Source organism: Dactylosporangium aurantiacum (assembly GCF_000716715.1).
GTDB lineage: Bacteria > Actinomycetota > Actinomycetes > Mycobacteriales > Micromonosporaceae > Dactylosporangium > Dactylosporangium aurantiacum.
The window spans coordinates 311,140-326,979 of sequence record NZ_JNYJ01000005.1; the positions used below are offsets into that span (position 1 = coordinate 311,140).

Below are 15,840 nucleotides of genomic sequence, written 5' to 3' on the forward strand. Positions count from 1 at the left end.
TCATCATCCCTCAGCGGATCTCGTAGACGGCGATCTCTCCAGCGCGGTACCTGAGCTGCGCGAAGTCGCCCAGCGTCGGCGCGGGGGCGGCGCGGACCTCATCGACGAACAGCCACCGCACACGGTACTGGTCGCGCAGCTTACCGATCGTCTGGGCCGACGGTGCCGTGAAGGCCGCGTCGTTGTCCGCCAGCAACTGTTCGTTCCAGTACGGGGCCTCGACGGCGTTGGTGCCGGTCGCGGCGGCCACCTCGTGCGTGCGGTTGGTGAAACCCCAGCCCTCGATCAGGAAGCGGCGCTCGGAGTACGCGGAGAAGGCGAAGTGCCGGTTGTCGCACTTGTCCTTCGGGCTGATGCTGGTGATGACGCAGTGCGCGTTGGTGGCCACCAGATCGCTGGGGTCGGAGTGGTCGCGCAGCCACCGGCCGGCGTCCTTGGTGCCCTTCGGGATGAACGGCTCGTACTGCACCACGCCGCGCCAGCCGGTGTGGTTGGCCTCGCGGGTCGTCTCGTACAGGTGCAGCGGCGTGGTGACCAGGCAGACCCCGGCGAGCAGGCTGGCGTAGGCGGTGCCTTTGGCGGGGAACGACGAGCGGTGCACGACATACGCGGCGACGCTGAGCAGCGCGAACACCGCCAGGTAGGGCCAGACCAGGTGGAACGCGGAATGCGCCGGCCCGCCGACGGTCGACGGGCGGGGCGTCCACTTCGGGTTGGCCTCGTGCACCACGACGAGGGCGGCGGCGCCGGCGAGGATCGCCCCGTACACCCACATGAGCATCCGCCGCTTCGGCACGTCGGCCGGCGTGATCAGGGCGAGGCCGACCACGGCGGCGAGCGACAGGTACGGCCGCCCGGACACCATGAACCAGCCCTCGGCGCCGCCCTCGTGCCCGAGGACCACCAGCGCCCCGATGCCGGAAAGCCCGATGCCGAACATCAGGATGACCGGGTCGGCGGAGATCGTGAGGTCGGGCCGGCGGCGCCTGGCGAGCCGGGCCAGCCCGATCAGGCCCGGCCAGATGCACGCCCAGCAGGCGAACGTGATCAGCGCGACCAGGACCAGCCGCCACGTGGACCCGAGGTTGGGCATCGCGTACTCGGCCGTGTAGGACGCCCCGGAGATCTGCGCGAAGTGCAGCGGGTCGATCGCCAGGCCCTGCGCGGCGCCGCCGAACAGCACGAACTGCGCGAACAGCAGCGCGACGAACGCGATGCCGGAGGCGATCAGGGCGCCGGGGTGGACCCTCCGGCGGGTCAGCAGGCGCACCGCGACGACCAGCAGCAGGCCGGCGAGCAGCATCGGCAGGAACGTCGCCTTGCCGCCGGTGACGGCCGCGGTCAGCAGCACCACCAGGCCCCAGCGCTTGCGGTTGGCGACGGTGAGCACGTCGACGAGGACCAGGGCGAGCCCGGCGAAGAGGATCGCGCCGAACGTCTGCGTCGGGCTCGTCCACATCTGGGCCCGCAGCGACGAGCCGTCCTCGTAGGCGTTCGTGCCGAAGGTGGAGAACCAGCCGTCGAGGCGCCACTGGTACGGCGTCGGGGTGAGCACGAAGTAGGTGGTGACCGCGGCGGCGACGCCGGCCCACCACGCGCCCGTGAGCCGCTTGCCGAGCACGGCCATCAGCACCAGGAACCCGAAGACCATCGGCAGCGGCGACAGGCGCAGCAGCAGCACCTGCGGCTCGATCCCGGTGATCCACGAGGTGGAGGCCATCTCGGCGTAGACGAACCAGTGGTAGAGCACCGGCTGCTCGGGCAGCCACGGCGAGGCGAGCGGCATGTGGTGCTTGGCGTCGCCGAGCAGCGCCAGGTGGAACGGCGAGTCGCCGTCGGGGCTCAGCATGCCGGGCTCGGCGAGGTCGTGGGTGCGGAAGAACCGGATGACGCTCCAGTAGAAGAGCACCAGCGCGGATCCGGACAGGACCGCCGAGAACCAGAACGGGGTCTTCTCCTCGGCCCGGTCGGTGCGGCGCCAGTGCCGCCGTAGCCCCGGCACGAGCAGGAAGACGGCGATCGTGGCGACCGGCCAGGCGGCGGTCAGCAGCGGCAGGCCGATCGACCTGGCGCCGATGTACACCACGACCTCGCAGGAATAGCCGACGGCGAGGCCGGCGGCCACGTCCTCGACGAACCAGCCGGGCCGGCCGCGGACCGCCCGCCACAGCAGCATGCCCGGCAGGATGAGACCCAGCGTGACGTAGCCCGCGAAGATCGCGGTGGTCCAGACCGGCACGCCGTAGATCGCCAGGCCGATCAGGACCAGCACACCGAGCACCGCCGGTGGCGCCCAGGCGGGCGGCTTTCGCCGGGCCGGCGCCGACGTCGGTGCCGCCGACGTGGGTCGTTCCACGGTTACTGCCACGAGATCCGCCGTTCCCTTGAGATGACCGTCGCACCCTATCAACGCGTCACGGACGGTCGGGGGCGCCTGGGCGCGCTCCCGGCGGTCGACCGGGACCGCTGAGCCGTCCGGGACGCGGGTCGGTCCGGAGGTGCGGGCGGTGTCTCGTCCGGCACCTTGAGTATGCCGGGTGCCGCGGGCCCGCCGGGTCCCGTGAACCGGCACGAGCCGGCGAGCTTTCCGGGTGACTGACCGTAGGTGAGCGTCGCATCGCGCGGTGTGCCCGTCCTGGAGCCGGCCGACCGCGATGGCGGGGACGCGGTGTTCGCCCGGCTCGGCCGGCGGGTCGTCCGGCACGATGCCCTCGTGGCTGCGCGGGTTCGCGGCCAGCCAGCCGGTCACGCCGATCGTGGAGCGCCTGCGCGGCCTGCCGCTGGACCGGGCGGTCGGCTCGGCGCCGGAGAAGGCGGTGGCCTGGTGCCTGGCGCTCACGGCCGTGTCGACCGCCGCGTCGGCGCTGCGCTTCCGCGCGAAGACCCGCGGGTGACGGGGCCTGCCGCGACCGCCCGTCCGGCGGTCGCGGCAGGTCGTGCGGCCGTTACCCGGCGGCGGGGTCGAGCCGGATCGAGAGGCTGTTGACGCAGTGCCGGGTGTTCTTGTCGGTCATCCGCTCGCCGCGGAACACGTGCCCCAGGTGGGAGTCGCACCGGGCGCAGCGGATCTCCGTGCGGAGCATGCCGTGGCTGCGGTCCTCGATCTCCTTCACGGTGCCCGGGATGGCGTCGTCGAAGCTCGGCCAGCCGCAGTGGGAGTCGAACTTGGCGGTGCTCTCGAACAGCTGGGCGCCGCACGCCCGGCAGTGGTAGACGCCGGCGGTCTTGGTGTTGACGTACTCCCCGCTCCACGGCGCCTCGGTGCCCGCGCGGCGCAGCACCCGGAACTCCTCCGGGGACAGCCGCACGCGCCACTCGGCATCGGTGGTGGGCAGGTCGACAAGTGGCTCGGTCATGCCTCAACGGTAGGCGGCGCGGCCCTGGGCGACCATTACAGCCTGCGAACCCCTTTTTGGCACGGTACGCGCGACGTCTGCGCCCCCGCCTCGTTGGATGACGAAAGCCGTTATTCGGACTTTTGCTGACACAGCGGTCGATGGGGGTAGGACAACGATGAGGCTGCTCTACAAGGCGGTTGCGGTCGGCGCGGCCGGCGCCGCGGGCATCACGCCGGTGGCCGGTGCGGCGCAGGCGGCGCTGGCCGGGCCGGCCGGGCAGGCGGCGCAGGAGCTGCGGGTCGGGGGCTGCGGCGCGTCGTGGAGCGGCACGATGGAGCTGTGCGCCGCCGGCGAGACGTCCTACCCGGGCGGCGCCCCCGCCGGCTACGGCCCGGCCGACACCACCGACTGGCGGTACGCCGGCCACGCCACCGGCGACGACGACGCCCCCGGCTACGGCGGCCACGGCCACAGCGCGGGCAGCGGCCACGGCCACAGCGCGGGCCACGGCCACGGGAACGGCCACGGCAGCGGCTACGGAAACGGTCACGGCCAGGGCAACGGCGGTAGCGGTGGTGTCGGCACCGGCGGCCCGCTGCACCCGGGCACGGCAGGCGGGGGCTACGGCGGTCACGGTGGTCACGGCCAGGGCAACGGCACGCCCGGCGGCAGCGGCGGCGCGACGCCCGGCGGCGGGAGCGGCAACGGGACTCCTGGCGGCAGCGGCGGCACGACCCCGGGTGGAGGCGCCGGCAACGGCACGCCCGGCGGCGGTGGCGGCACGACCCCGGGCGGCGGCGCGGGCACCGGCACGCCGGGAGGCAACGGCACGCCGGGCGGCAGCGGCGGCACGACCCCCGGCGGCGGCACCGGCAACGGCACCCCCGGTGGCGGCACCACGCCCGGCGGCGGTGGGGGTACGACACCTGGCACGACACCGGGGGGGACCGGCACCGGCAGCGGCTTCCCCGGCGGGACCGGCACCGGCAGCGGTGTCCCCGGCGGGACCGGCACCGGCACCGGTGTCCCCGGCGGGTCCGCGGGCTCCGGGGCGGGCACGGCCACCGGCACCGCGGCCGGCGTCCTGCCGGTGACCGGCACGTCGTCGATGATGACGACGATCGGGTTCGGGTTCATCATCGGCGGGGCCGGGATCCTGTACCTGACCCGGCTCGGCGACCGGGGCGAGGAGCAGGACCGCGACCCGTCCCGTAAGGGCCCGCGGGACGGCCGCCCGGCCGCGCCGCGCCCCCGCCGCCGCCCCAGCCCGCAGGCCGCCCGCCGGTCCTGACCCGCGCGCCTCCGCGGCCCCGCGGCGCGCACCGAGTGGTCCCGGCCGGTGACGCAGCGGTGTCGCGGGCCCCCACGGGCGCGCCCGGCGCGTAGGGTGCTTGGCATGGCCAGTGCGCTGGAGATCGAGGTGGCCGGGCGGTCGGTGCGGTTGACCAGTCCCGACAAGGTGATGTTCCCGGAGCGCGGCTTCACCAAGCGCGACGTCTTCGAGTACTACGTCGCGGTCGGCGACGGGATCATGCGGGCGCTCGGCGACCGGCCGACGACGCTGCAGCGGTTCCCGGAGGGGATCGGCGGCGAGACGTTCTTCCAGAAGCGGGTCCCCGTCAAGGGGGTGCCGCCGTGGCTGGAGACGGCGCAGATCGCGTTCCCCAGCGGGCGCAAGGCCGACGAGCTGTGCCCCGCCGACCTCGCGCACGTGGCGTGGGCGGCGCAGATGGGCACGATCGTGTTCCACCCGTGGCCGGTGCGCCGGGGGCACGTCGACCACCCCGACGAGCTGCGCATCGACCTGGACCCGCAGCCGGGCACCGACTTCGCCGACGCGGCCGTCGTCGCCGGCGAGCTCAAGGCGGTCCTCGACGAGCTGGGCTGGCGCGGCTGGCCGAAGACCAGCGGCGGGCGCGGCGTGCACGTGTATGTGCGGATCCAGCCGCGCTGGACGTTCGTGGAGGCCCGACGGGCCGTGATCGCCCTGGCCCGCGAGGTCGAGCGGCGCCGGCCCGACCTCGTGACCACCAAGTGGTGGAAGGAGGAGCGGGGCGAGCGGGTGTTCGTCGACTTCAACCAGATGGCGCGGGACCGCACGATCGCGTGCGCGTACTCGCTGCGGGCCAACGCCCGGGCCACGGCGTCGACGCCGCTGCGCTGGGAGGAGCTGCCCGACGTCGAGCCCGACGACTTCGACCTGCGCACCGTGCCGGAGCGGATCGCGCGGCTCGGCGACGCGCACGCCGGCATCGACGACGTCGCCCACGACATCACGCCGCTGCTGGAGTGGGCGGAGCGCGACGCCGCGAACGGCGAGGGCGACATGCCCTACCCGCCGGAGTACCCGAAGATGCCGGGCGAGCCGATGCGCGTGCAGCCGAGCCGGGCCAGGGCCGTGCAGCCCGCCGAGTAGCGCTACTTGTCGCAGCTGAGGCCGGCGGCGGGCACCCGCAGGTCGATGAGGTAGCGGTTGACCGCGTCGATCACGCAGCCGGTCTTCGGGTAGGCCGTGTGGCCCTCGCCCTCCCACGTGACGAGCGTGCCGACGCCCAGCATCTTCGCCAGGGCGGGCGCCTGCTCGTACGGGGTCGCCGGGTCGCCGAGCGTGCCGATGACGACGATCGGCGCGGCGCCGGTCGCCTCGGCCGCCGGGTACGGGTCACGCTTGCCGGGCCACTGCGCGCAGATCAGGTTCAGCGCGAGCGCGCCGCCGAACAGCGGGTACTTCGCGCGCCACTGCGGCTGCAACGCCCTGGCCTGCTCGACCGTGGGCGTGTCGTCGCTGTCGGCGCAGCCCACCGCAGCGTTCGCGTCGAACATGTTCGTGTACTTGCCCTGCGGGTCGCGTTCGGCGTACGAGTCCGCCAGCTGGAACATCTTGTCCGGGTTGCCGCCGCGCAGGTCCTGCATCGCCTGGGCGAGCACCCGCCAGCTGGATTCGCTGTACAGCGACGACACGACCGCGGTGAACACCCAGCCGGCCGTCGCCTTGCGCCCCTTGCCCTGCACCGGGTTGGTGCGCGCGTCGGCGATCGCCTTCGTCACCACGGCCCGCGGGTCGGGGCCGATCGGGCAGGCGCTGGCGTTGGCCTTGCACCAGGTGCTGAAGTTGTCGAAGGCGTGCTCGAACCCGGCCGCCTGCTTCTCGGCGGAGTCCTGCATCGACAGCGTCGGGTCGACCGCCCCGTCGAGCACCAGGGCCCGCACGTTCTTCGGGAACAACTGCGCGTACACCGCGCCGAGCAGCGTGCCGTAGCTGTACCCGAGATACGTCAGCTGCCGCTCGCCGACCGCCGCCCGCAGCGCGTCGATGTCGCGGGCCGTCTGCTCGGTGGAGAAGTAGCGCAGGGTGTCGCCGTACTTGTCGCCGCAGCTCTGCGCGAGCCTGCGGGTCAGCGCCACGGACTCGGCGAACGCGGCGTCCGTCTGCGGGTCCGGGTCGATGCCGAAGTTGGCGTCGAGGTCCGCGTCGGAGAAGCACTTCACCGGCGACGACCGGCCGATGCCGCGCGGGTCGAAGCCGATCACGTCGAAGCGGCGCACGACCTCGGCCGGCAGGTACACCGAGCGGTAGACGGCGTACTCGAACCCGGACGCGCCCGGTCCGCCCGGGTTGATGAACAGCGACCCGACCCGGTCGCGCTGGGTCGTGGACCGGCCGCGGACCAGCGCGATGTCGAACGTGCCGGACCCTTCCGGGTTCTGCCAGTCCTGCGGGACCCGCACCGTCGCGCAGTCGTACTTCACGTTCTGCGGCGGGTTGGCGAAGACCCCCTTGTACACGTCGGGGCACGGGGTCCACTGCGCCGGCGGGACCAACACGGCCGAGGACGTGGACGGCTCGGCCGCCGGCGCGTCCAGCCGGCGCGCCTGCTGCGAGGGCGCCGCGGGCGCGCTGCACCCGCCGAGCAGCGCCGCCACCACCAGCGCCGACAGCAGCCGCGAGCGCCTCAAGGCCGTCCCGCCAGCACGGACTCGACGTCGAAGCGGATCGGCCGGTCCAGCTGCTCGTAGGTGCACGACCGCGGCTCCCGGTCCGGCCGCCAGCGCTTGAACTGGGCGGTGTGCCGGAACCGGTCGCCCTCCATCGCGTCGTAGCCGACCTCGACGACGAGCTCGGGGCGCAGCGGCACGAACGACAGGTCCTTCTTGCCGGTCCAGCGGCTCAGCCCGCCCGGCAGCCGGGTGGCGCCGTCGGCCGGCACGGCGTCCAGGCTCGCGGCCGCCTCGCCGGGCTGCTGACCGGCCCAGTTCCACGGGTGGTCGGCGATGTTCTCGCGGTACGGCGCGAGCTCCTCGACCAGCTCCGCCCGGCGCTCCCGGGTGAACGACGCGGACACGCCCACGTGGTGCAGGCGGCCGTCGTCGTCGTACAGCCCGAGCAGCAGCGACCCGACGATCGGCCCGTCCTTGTGCCAGCGGAACCCGGCGACCACGGCGTCGGCCGTCCTCGCGTGCTTGATCTTGAACATGGTGCGCTTGCCCGGCTCATAGGCCCCGCCGGCGGGCTTGGCGATGACCCCGTCGAGCCCGGCGCCCTCGAACCGGGAGAACCAGTCGCGGGCCGTGTCGATGTCGGTCGTGACCGGCGTCACGTGCACCGGCGCCCGCACGCCCGACAGGGCGTCGACGAGCCGGGCGCGGCGGGTCGCATAGCCGACCTCGACCAGCGCCTCGTCGCCGATCGCGAGCAGGTCGAACGCGACGAACGAGGCCGGCGTCTGCTCGGCGAGGAGGTTGACCCGCGACGCCGCCGGGTGGATGCGCTGCCCGAGCAGCTCGAAGTCGAGCTTCGGCTCGCCCGAGTCGCGCCGGATCACGATGATCTCCCCGTCGACCACGCAGCGCGGCGGCAGCTGCTCCCGCACCTGCGCGACGACCTCGGGGAAGTAGCGGGTCAGCGTCTTGCCGCCGCGGCTGGCGAGCTCGACCTCGTCACCGTCGCGGAACACGATGCAACGGAAACCGTCCCACTTCGGCTCGAAGCTCATCCCGTCCGCCTTGGGCAGATCGGGAATGCTCTTGGCCAGCATCGGCTCAACGGGCGGCATCACCGGCAGATCCACGGTCCTACAGTAACCGGATCCGCGGTGCCGCAGGCCCCGGGTCGGGACCGCCCGACACCGGCTAGAAGGTCGCGAAGCTGCGCAGCGGCATCCTCGGGCCGAACTTCGGGGCGGTGATGCCGGCGGCGGCGAACAGGCCGCAGACCCGGCCGCGGTGCCCGGCGTACGGGGCGAGCAGCTCCAGCATGTGCTCGTCGGTGCCGCGGGCGGCGCCGGTCAGGGCGTAGGCGACGACGTTCTTGATGTGGTAGTCGCCGACGGACACGGCGTCGGCGTCGCCGAAGGCGGCCCGGGTGACCTCCGCGACCGTCCACGGGCCGACGCCGCGGATGCTGAGCAGCCGGGCGCTCACCTCCGCGACCGTCGTGCAGCGCTCCAGGCGGGCGGCCTCGGCCGCGACCCGCCGCAGCGTGTCGGCGCGCTTCTGTTCGATGCCGAACGGGTGGAACACCCAGTACGGCGCGGCGGCGACCGCCTCGGGCGGCGGGGGCAGCCGCAGCCGCGGGTTGGGGCCGGGCGCCGGGTCGGTGCTGAAGTGCCGCAGCAGCCGCACGTAGCCGTCGCGGGCCTCCTTGCCGGTGACCTTCTGGCCGAGGACGGCCGGCACCAGGTGGTGGAAGACCCGGCCGGTCGCGCCCATGCGCCGGCCGGCGTGCTCGCGGGCCAGCCGGTGCACGAGGGGGTGCTGGCGGGCCAGCTCGGCGAAGCCGGTGACGTCGTCGCGGAGCCCGGCGACGGCGTCGGCCCGCTCCAGCAGCCAGCCGGCGCCCGGGCCGAAGGCGGTCGCGGTGAGCGACGACCCGGACAGCTCCAGCTTGAGGGTCCCCGGGCCGTCGGGGGTACGGGTGGCGAACCAGCCCACCTTCGCGCCGACCGACAGCGTCGGGTCGCCGTGGATGAGGGCCAGGCCGCCCAGGGTGCCCGCCAGGTCGTACCGGTCCGGGGTGGGGAAGGTCCTCACCGGGCCACGTCCCTGGTGGCAGCGGCACTGGCCGCGGCCCTGGCCAGGGCGCGGTGCAGCAGGCGGGCGTCGCCGAGCATGGCGCGCAGCTTACGCTCCAGCCCGGCGATCGGGATGAGGTTCTGCGGCGCCCGCGGGTCCTTGTACGCGCTGGACGCGAAGCGCGGCAGGGTGACCGCCGACAGGTGCGCCAGGGCGACCGCGTCCGCCGGCAGCAGCTCGGCGGAGCACTCGGCCCGCACGATGCCCGCCCACGGTGAGCCCTCGGGCCCGGGCAGCCGCAGGTACCAGGCGAACCGGTGCCACGACGTGCCGAGCAGGAACACGGGGGAGCGCTGCCCGCCGCGCAGCGTGGTGACGACGGCGGTCAGCTCCGGCGGCAGGTACTCCACCCGGTGCGTCTTGATGTAGCCCAGCGCGCGGGGCAGGTGCGCCCGCTCCTGCAGCGGGCCGTCGACGATGAGCAGGTCACCGTCGTCGCGCTCCTCGCCGGACACGCCGACCTCGAGCGCCCGCATGTGCCGCTGTACGCCCAGCGCCAGGTCCTTCGGCTCGCCCCGGGCGACCCGCCGGGCCGGGTAGCGGATGGCGCCGGCGACCAGCGGCGGCGCCAGCTCGAACGGGGTGAACAGGCCGCGCTCGATGCGGGTCGTGGCGATCGCGGCGGCGCCCCGGTCCAGGTCGCAGCGCACCACGCCGGCGGCGTACGAGGCGGCGACGCCGGGGTGCGTGACGCCGTCGTCGTCGGTGGCCCAGACCCGCGCGTCGATGCGCTGGACGCCGTCGACGACCAGCACGGTGCCGGGCGGGCGCAGCCCCGGCGGGGCGTCGACCGCCCGCCACGCCGCCGCCGGCAGCTCCACGTCGGCCTGGATCTGGGCGCTGCTCTGCGCCTGCGGGCCGTCGGCGGCCTCGAACGCCACCCCGTAGGAGGGGTCCCAGGCGTCGACGTGGAACCTCACAGCCCGATCCGTTCCACCCGGGCCGTGCGCGCGTCGCGGCGGACCTCGAACCTGACGGGGATGCGTTCGGCGAGGGCGCCGACGTGGGTGACCACGCCGACCATCCGGTCGCCGCGCGCGGCGAGGGCCTCCAGGGTCGCGGCCACCGTGTCGAGCGTGGACTGGTCGAGCGTGCCGAAGCCCTCGTCCAGCACGATCGACTCGAGGCTCGCCGCCGACGTCGACATGCCGGCCAGCTGCTCCGACAGCGCGAGCGCCAGCGCCAGCGACGCCTGGAACGTCTCGCCGCCGGACAGGGTCCGCACCGCCCGGCGCAGACCGGCGTCGTGGTGGTCCACGACGTAGAACTCGCCCTTCTCGTGGCCGAGGTCGTACTGCCCACCGGACAGCTCCCGCAGGGTCCGCGACGCGCCCTCGACGAGCGTGTCGAGGGCCTCGGCGAGCAGCCACCGCTCGAACCGGTCGGCCCGCAGGTGCTGGGCGAGGGCCTTGGCGACCTGGCCCTCCTTGACGACCTCGTCGCGCTGCTCGCGCAGCCGCGCCGCGTCCGCGCGGCGCTCCTCGACCCGTCGGTGCGCGGCCTCGGCGCGCTCCAGGGCGATCGCGGCCTCCCGGGCCGGGTCGCCGCCGGGTGCGGGCAGCCCCGCCGCGGCGAACAGCGCGCGCAGCTCGGCGCGGACCGTGTCGACCCGCGCCTCGGCGGCCGTGACGGCCTCGACCGCCGCCGGGCGGCGGGCCTGCCGCTCACCGGCGGCGGCGCCGGCCCAGCCGGTCAGCGTGGCCCAGGCCTCGGCGAGGTCGTCCCGGTCGGCGGGCGGCGGACCGAACGCGGCGAGCGCGTCGCGGGCCGCGTCGAACGCCTTCCACGCCGCCCGCAGCTGGTCCTCGGCCCGGTCGGCGGCGCCGGCCGCCCTGCGGTGCGCCTCGCGGGCCTTGCGGACCTCCGCGCCGGCCCGCTCCAGTCCACTGTGGAGCTTCGCGATCGTCTCGAGGTCGCGGCGCAGGGCGTCCGGCGGCGGCGCGCCGTCCAGCGCCCGGTCCAGCCCGGCCAGCCGGGCGTCGACCTGCTCGGCGTGCGCCCGGGCGGCGGCGAGCCCCCGGTCCAGGTCCCGCACGATCCTGTCCTGCTCGGCGACGACCCGCTCGGCGGCGTCGCTGCGCTTGCGGGCGGCGTCGCCGGCCGCCTTGGCCGCGGCGACCGCCGGCTCGTGCGGCAGCTCCGGCAGGACCCGCACCGGCTGGGTGCACACCGGGCAGTCGTCGCCGACCCGCAGGTGCGGGCGCAGCGCGGCGGCACGGTCCACGGCGACCGCCGTCTGGTAGGCCTCCCGCGCGGCCTCGAGCGCGTCGAGGGCGTCCTTCGCCTTGGTACGGGCGGTCGCCAGGGCCCCGGCCGCCTTGCCGTGCTCGCGTTCGGCGGCGGCGACGGTCTCGTGCACGGTGGCCGCCTCGGCGGCGAGCCGCTCGCGCTCGCCGTGCGCGTCCAGCAGCCGCCGCAGCGCGGTCTGGTCCCCGGCCGCCTGCAGCTCGCCGCGCAGCTTGTCCTCGCGCTCCTCGGCGGCGCGGGCCGCGTCGACGGCGGCGGCGACCGCGCCGCGGGCGGCGGCCGCGCCGGCGGCCAGGGTGCCCGCGTCGGCCGGGACCCGCAGCCCGGTCAGCCGGCCGATCTCCGCGTCGAGGCCGGCCAGGGTCTGCGCCGCGGCGACCGCGAGCTTTGCCGCGTCGGCCAGCTGCGGGCCGACCCGGTCCACGTCGTCGGTGAGCGACCGCAGCGTGGCGGCCCGCGCCAGCGCGGCGGCGAGCGCCGCGTCGTCCGCGTCGGCCATCCCGGCGAGCTGCTCGGTGAGCACCTTGAGCTTCGCCTCGGCGGTGCCGGCGAGGGCGGTCGCACGCTCGCGGATCTTCCCGTACACGTCCAGACCCAGCAGATTCACCAGGATCTTCTGCCGCTCGGCCGGCTTGGCGTGCAGGAACGCCGCGAACTCGCCCTGCGGCAGCACCACGCACTTGGTGAACTGCTCGTAGGGCAGCCCGATCACGCTCTGCACCGCCAGGTCGACCTCGTTGGGGGTGCCGGCGAGCACGGTGCCCATGTCCTCGGCGCTCAGCCCGCTGTCGAACCGGGACAGGTCGAAGCCGTGCGGCAGCGCCTCCAGCCCGGCGTGCTTCGTGGTGACCGCGCCCTTGCCGTCCCGGCGGACCACCCTGGCCAGCACGTAGCGCACGCCCGCGGACTCGAACACGAACCGCACCCTGGCCTCGGTCGCCGACGGCGCGAGCGCGTTGGCGATGGCCCGCCGGTCGCCCCACCGGGGCACGGTGCCGTACAGGGCGAACGTGATCGCGTCGAGGATCGTCGACTTGCCGGAGCCGGTCGGGCCGACGAGGGCGAAGAAGTCCGTGTCGGTGAAGTCGACCGTGGTCGGCCGGCGGAACACGGTGAACCCGTCCATGTCCAGACGAATGGGCCGCATGTCAGCTCCTCACCCTCAGTTCCTGGCCTCTTGGACCTCGTCGTGCAGCCGGTGGAACAGGCGCACCGTGGCCTCGTCGGCGTGGCCCTTCTGGCCGAGGTAGTCGGAGAAGAGCTCGCCGGCGGAGCGGCCGGCCCGGGCGGCGGCGCGCCCGGCGGCGGCCGAATCCGGCAGCAGCTTCGGGTCGATGCGCACCTCCAGGGCCCTCGGCAGCAGCTCCTGGACCTCCTCGCGCAGCCCCGCCCGGGGCTGTTCCGACACGTACACCCGCAGCCACGCGTCGCCGGTGTCCAGCGTGGCCAGCTGGGCGAGGGTGCCGCGGACCGTGCGCAGCGGGGTCGCGACCGGCAGCGACACCTCCCGCACCCGCGCCGCGGTGCCCGTGGTGACGTCGACGACGGCGACGGCGGAGAAGTTCTCCTCCTCGCCGAAGTCGATCGGCAGGGGGCTGCCGCTGTACCGGATCGGGCAGGGGCCGTTGACGGCCTGCGCGCGGTGCAGGTGCCCGAGCGCCACGTAGTGCGCCGAGGACGGGAAGACCGACGCCGGCACCGCGTAGCCCATGATCGTGTGCGCCTCGCGCTCGCCGCCGCCCATGGTCGCGCCGATCACCGTCAGGTGCCCCGTGATCAGGTTGACCGTGTCCCGGCCGAAGCCCTGGGCGAGGGTCGCGAGCAGGCCGCCGATCTGGTGCGCGTAGGACTGGGCGCTCTCCGCCGCGCTCAGGTCGAACATCTCGGCGGCGCGGACCGCGTACCGCTGCGACACGAACGGCAGCGCGGCGAGCCGCCACTGCTCGCCGCCCTTCGTGGACCCCGCCAGCAGCAGCTCCTCGGGCCTGGTCAGCGCGCCGCGGATGGTGATCCCGGCGGCCTCCGCCCACGGCCGCAGCGCGTCGAGGGCCTGGCCGTTGTCGTGGTTGCCGCCGATGACGACCACGTCGGCGCCCGTCTTGCGCAGCGCCGACAGTCCGCGCGTCACGATCTTCGTGGCGTCGGCGGGCGGGCTCGCGGAGTCGTACAGGTCGCCGGCGACGATCACCAGGTCGGGCTGCTCGGCCTCGGCCACGTCGACGATCGCCTTGAGGGCCGCGATGTGGTCGTTGGCCCGCGACTGTCCCTTGAGGACCTTGCCGACGTGCCAGTCCGAGGTGTGCAGGATCCGCACCGGTGGTTGTCCTCTCTAGAACGGGATCTCGTCGTCGCTGATACCGCCGCCGCCGACCCTCGCGACGACCGCGAACGAGTCGTTGGCCTGCGCGATCGAGCGCAGCGTCGCGCTGGGTGGCGGGCCCGCCTCGGCCGGCCGGGTCGCCCACGACGGGAACGGGAACTCGATGCACAGCGGCACCGGGATCTCCGGCTGCGACACGAACATGGTGCCGGGCTTGGCGAGCAGGGCCCGCTGCCGCTGCGCGGGCGGCAGGAACCCGTACTCCGGCCGGGACGCCTCCGCCGGGTCGAGCCGGCCGACGACGCGGATCGCCGAGTTGGCCACGATGCGCCGCTCGACCTCGCTCGCCGTCTGCTGCGCGCCGATCAGGACCACGCCGAGGGAGCGGCCGCGCTCGGCGATGTCGAGCAGCACCTCCTTGATCGGGCTGGTGCCCTCGCGCGGCGCGTACTTGTTCAGCTCGTCGAGCACCACGAACAGCAGCGGCTTGGCGGTGCCGGCCTTCTCCTTGCGCTCGAACTCGCTGCGCAGCGTCACGCCGACCACGAAGCGCTGCGCCCGGTCCGGCAGGTTGTGCAGGTCGACCACGGTCACCTGGGCGCTCTCGGCGGTGTTGACCGCGTGCGGCCGGCGGGTGGCCAGGTCGCCGCGGATGAGCCGGGACAGGTCCTTCTTGCTGCCGATGAGCCGGCGCGCGAACGCGTTGACGGTGCCGAGCCCGACCGCGCTGCCCGCCCACTGCCCGCGGGTCGCGTCGTCGTTGAGCTGCTCGACCAGGAAGTCGACGAGGTCGGCGTAGGAGTTGAGCCGGGTGCCGTCCACCGCGACGCCGCCCTCGGCGGGCTGGGCGACGCGCGCCAGGTGTGCCGTCACCGAATGGACCACCATCGTGTACTGCTGGCGCTCGTCGTCGGCGTCGGCGAACACGTACGGCAGCAGCCGGTCGGCGCAGAACTCCTGCAGCGTCCAGTAGAAGCTGTCGACGCCGGTGAGCCGGCTGCTGACGTCGGGCGTGCCGGAGGAGTCGCCGGCCCGCGGCGGCGCGTAGACCCGCACGTCGGGGAACGGCCCGGCGACCAGGCCGAGCCGGGCGTACTGCTCCTCGGTCGTGGCGTCGAGGCGGCTGTTGGGGTGGTCGAGGAACAGCAGGTCCTCGCCCTTCACGTTGAAGATCAGCGCCCGTGTGTTGGCGGTCTCGCCGGCGCCGCCCAGCACGCCGGACCGGAACACCGAGTAGAGCAGGAACGTGGCGAAGCTCGTCTTCGTCGCCACCCCGGAGATGCCGGAGATCGACACGTGCGCGCCGCGGCTGCCGTCGAGGAAGTCCGCGTTGAGGAACATCGCCGCGCCGTCGCGGCCGAAGCCCATCGGGATCGTGCGGTCCATCCGGTCGAAGTACAGCGCGCCGGCCCGCGCGTCGCCCTGCGCCCGGTGCACGACGGCGCCCGGCGTCGGCGGGACGTACACCTCGGGGTCGACCCGGGTGGTGGTGATCTCGGCGGCCTCCTGGACGGTCGCCGGCAGCGTGCCGTCGGCCACGAGGAACACGTCGGAGTCGAACACGACCCCCTCGTGCCGGGCCCGGACCGCGGTGACCACCCCGGCGATCTTCACCGGCGGCTGGCCGGGAAGCTCACGCTCGGTGATGACGACGTCGTCCAGTTGCAGGTACGCGTCCTCGTTCACGGCGACCCAGAACGTCAGCGGGGTCGCGTCGGCCGTGCCGAGGACCCGACCGACGATCGGCCCGTCCTTCGCCGCGTCCGTGCCAGGCTCCATGCTCGACCCCCAGTACATGTGTTCGCCTGTGCATCGTGCCCCAAGACCACCGGCGGATCGAAGTCACCACGCCCGCTTGTGGAT

The 15,840-nt window shown here is 74.5% G+C and carries 12 protein-coding genes; 3 read left to right on the forward strand and 9 right to left on the reverse strand.

Annotated elements, in window-relative coordinates:
* Window positions 1-10 precede the first annotated feature (10 nt).
* Window positions 11-2,356 (reverse strand): hypothetical protein, encoded by a 2,346-nt coding sequence (locus OP18_RS07635; RefSeq protein ID WP_156089341.1) that lies wholly within the window; start codon window positions 2,354-2,356, stop codon window positions 11-13.
* 349 nt (window positions 2,357-2,705) lie between these two features.
* Between OP18_RS07635 and OP18_RS07640 the strand changes: the two genes are divergently transcribed.
* Window positions 2,706-2,894, forward strand: a complete 189-nt coding sequence (locus OP18_RS07640) for an ABC transporter permease (protein ID WP_156089342.1) — start codon at window positions 2,706-2,708, stop codon at window positions 2,892-2,894.
* 51 nt (window positions 2,895-2,945) lie between these two features.
* Here the strand turns inward: OP18_RS07640 and msrB are convergent, their stop codons facing one another.
* Window positions 2,946-3,356, reverse strand: coding sequence for a peptide-methionine (R)-S-oxide reductase MsrB (msrB, locus tag OP18_RS07645; RefSeq protein ID WP_033358001.1), 411 nt, complete (start codon window positions 3,354-3,356; stop codon window positions 2,946-2,948).
* Between the two features lie 157 nt (window positions 3,357-3,513).
* On the opposite strand from msrB, the gene OP18_RS52130 reads away from it, so the two are divergent.
* Window positions 3,514-4,629 carry a hypothetical protein gene (locus OP18_RS52130; RefSeq protein WP_052386342.1) on the forward strand — a complete coding sequence of 372 codons (1,116 nt, stop codon included), beginning with the start codon at window positions 3,514-3,516 and terminating at the stop codon, window positions 4,627-4,629.
* Between the two features lie 105 nt (window positions 4,630-4,734).
* Complete coding sequence (gene ligD / locus OP18_RS07655; RefSeq protein ID WP_033358002.1) at window positions 4,735-5,754, forward strand: non-homologous end-joining DNA ligase; 1,020 nt, start codon at window positions 4,735-4,737, stop codon at window positions 5,752-5,754.
* A 2-nt stretch (window positions 5,755-5,756) separates the two neighbouring features.
* Here ligD and OP18_RS07660 read toward each other — a convergent pair whose 3' ends face one another.
* From OP18_RS07660 to OP18_RS07690, 7 genes are all read right to left on the reverse strand, one after another.
* A complete protein-coding gene (locus OP18_RS07660; RefSeq protein WP_033358003.1) occupies window positions 5,757-7,295 on the reverse strand; it encodes an alpha/beta hydrolase in 1,539 nt (512 codons plus the stop codon).
* Complete coding sequence (locus OP18_RS07665; protein ID WP_389251622.1) at window positions 7,292-8,392, reverse strand: ATP-dependent DNA ligase; 1,101 nt, start codon at window positions 8,390-8,392, stop codon at window positions 7,292-7,294. The genes OP18_RS07660 and OP18_RS07665 overlap by 4 nt, the downstream gene beginning before the upstream one ends.
* 76 nt (window positions 8,393-8,468) lie before the next feature.
* Window positions 8,469-9,368: a DNA-3-methyladenine glycosylase family protein gene (locus tag OP18_RS07670; RefSeq protein WP_033358005.1), complete on the reverse strand. Its 900-nt coding sequence runs from the start codon at window positions 9,366-9,368 to the stop codon at window positions 8,469-8,471.
* Entirely contained in the window at window positions 9,365-10,330 is a 966-nt protein-coding gene (locus tag OP18_RS07675; RefSeq protein WP_033358006.1) for a hypothetical protein, read from the reverse strand. Before OP18_RS07675 ends, OP18_RS07670 begins: the two co-directional genes overlap by 4 nt.
* On the reverse strand, window positions 10,327-12,804 hold the full coding sequence (locus OP18_RS07680) for an AAA family ATPase (protein WP_033358007.1): 2,478 nt from the start codon (window positions 12,802-12,804) through the stop codon (window positions 10,327-10,329). Before OP18_RS07680 ends, OP18_RS07675 begins: the two co-directional genes overlap by 4 nt.
* A gap of 15 nt (window positions 12,805-12,819) precedes the next feature.
* A complete protein-coding gene (locus tag OP18_RS07685; RefSeq protein WP_033358008.1) occupies window positions 12,820-13,971 on the reverse strand; it encodes an exonuclease SbcCD subunit D in 1,152 nt (383 codons plus the stop codon).
* A 15-nt stretch (window positions 13,972-13,986) separates the two neighbouring features.
* Window positions 13,987-15,756: an ATP-binding protein gene (locus OP18_RS07690; RefSeq protein ID WP_033358009.1), complete on the reverse strand. Its 1,770-nt coding sequence runs from the start codon at window positions 15,754-15,756 to the stop codon at window positions 13,987-13,989.
* Between the last annotated feature and the right edge of the window lie 84 nt (window positions 15,757-15,840).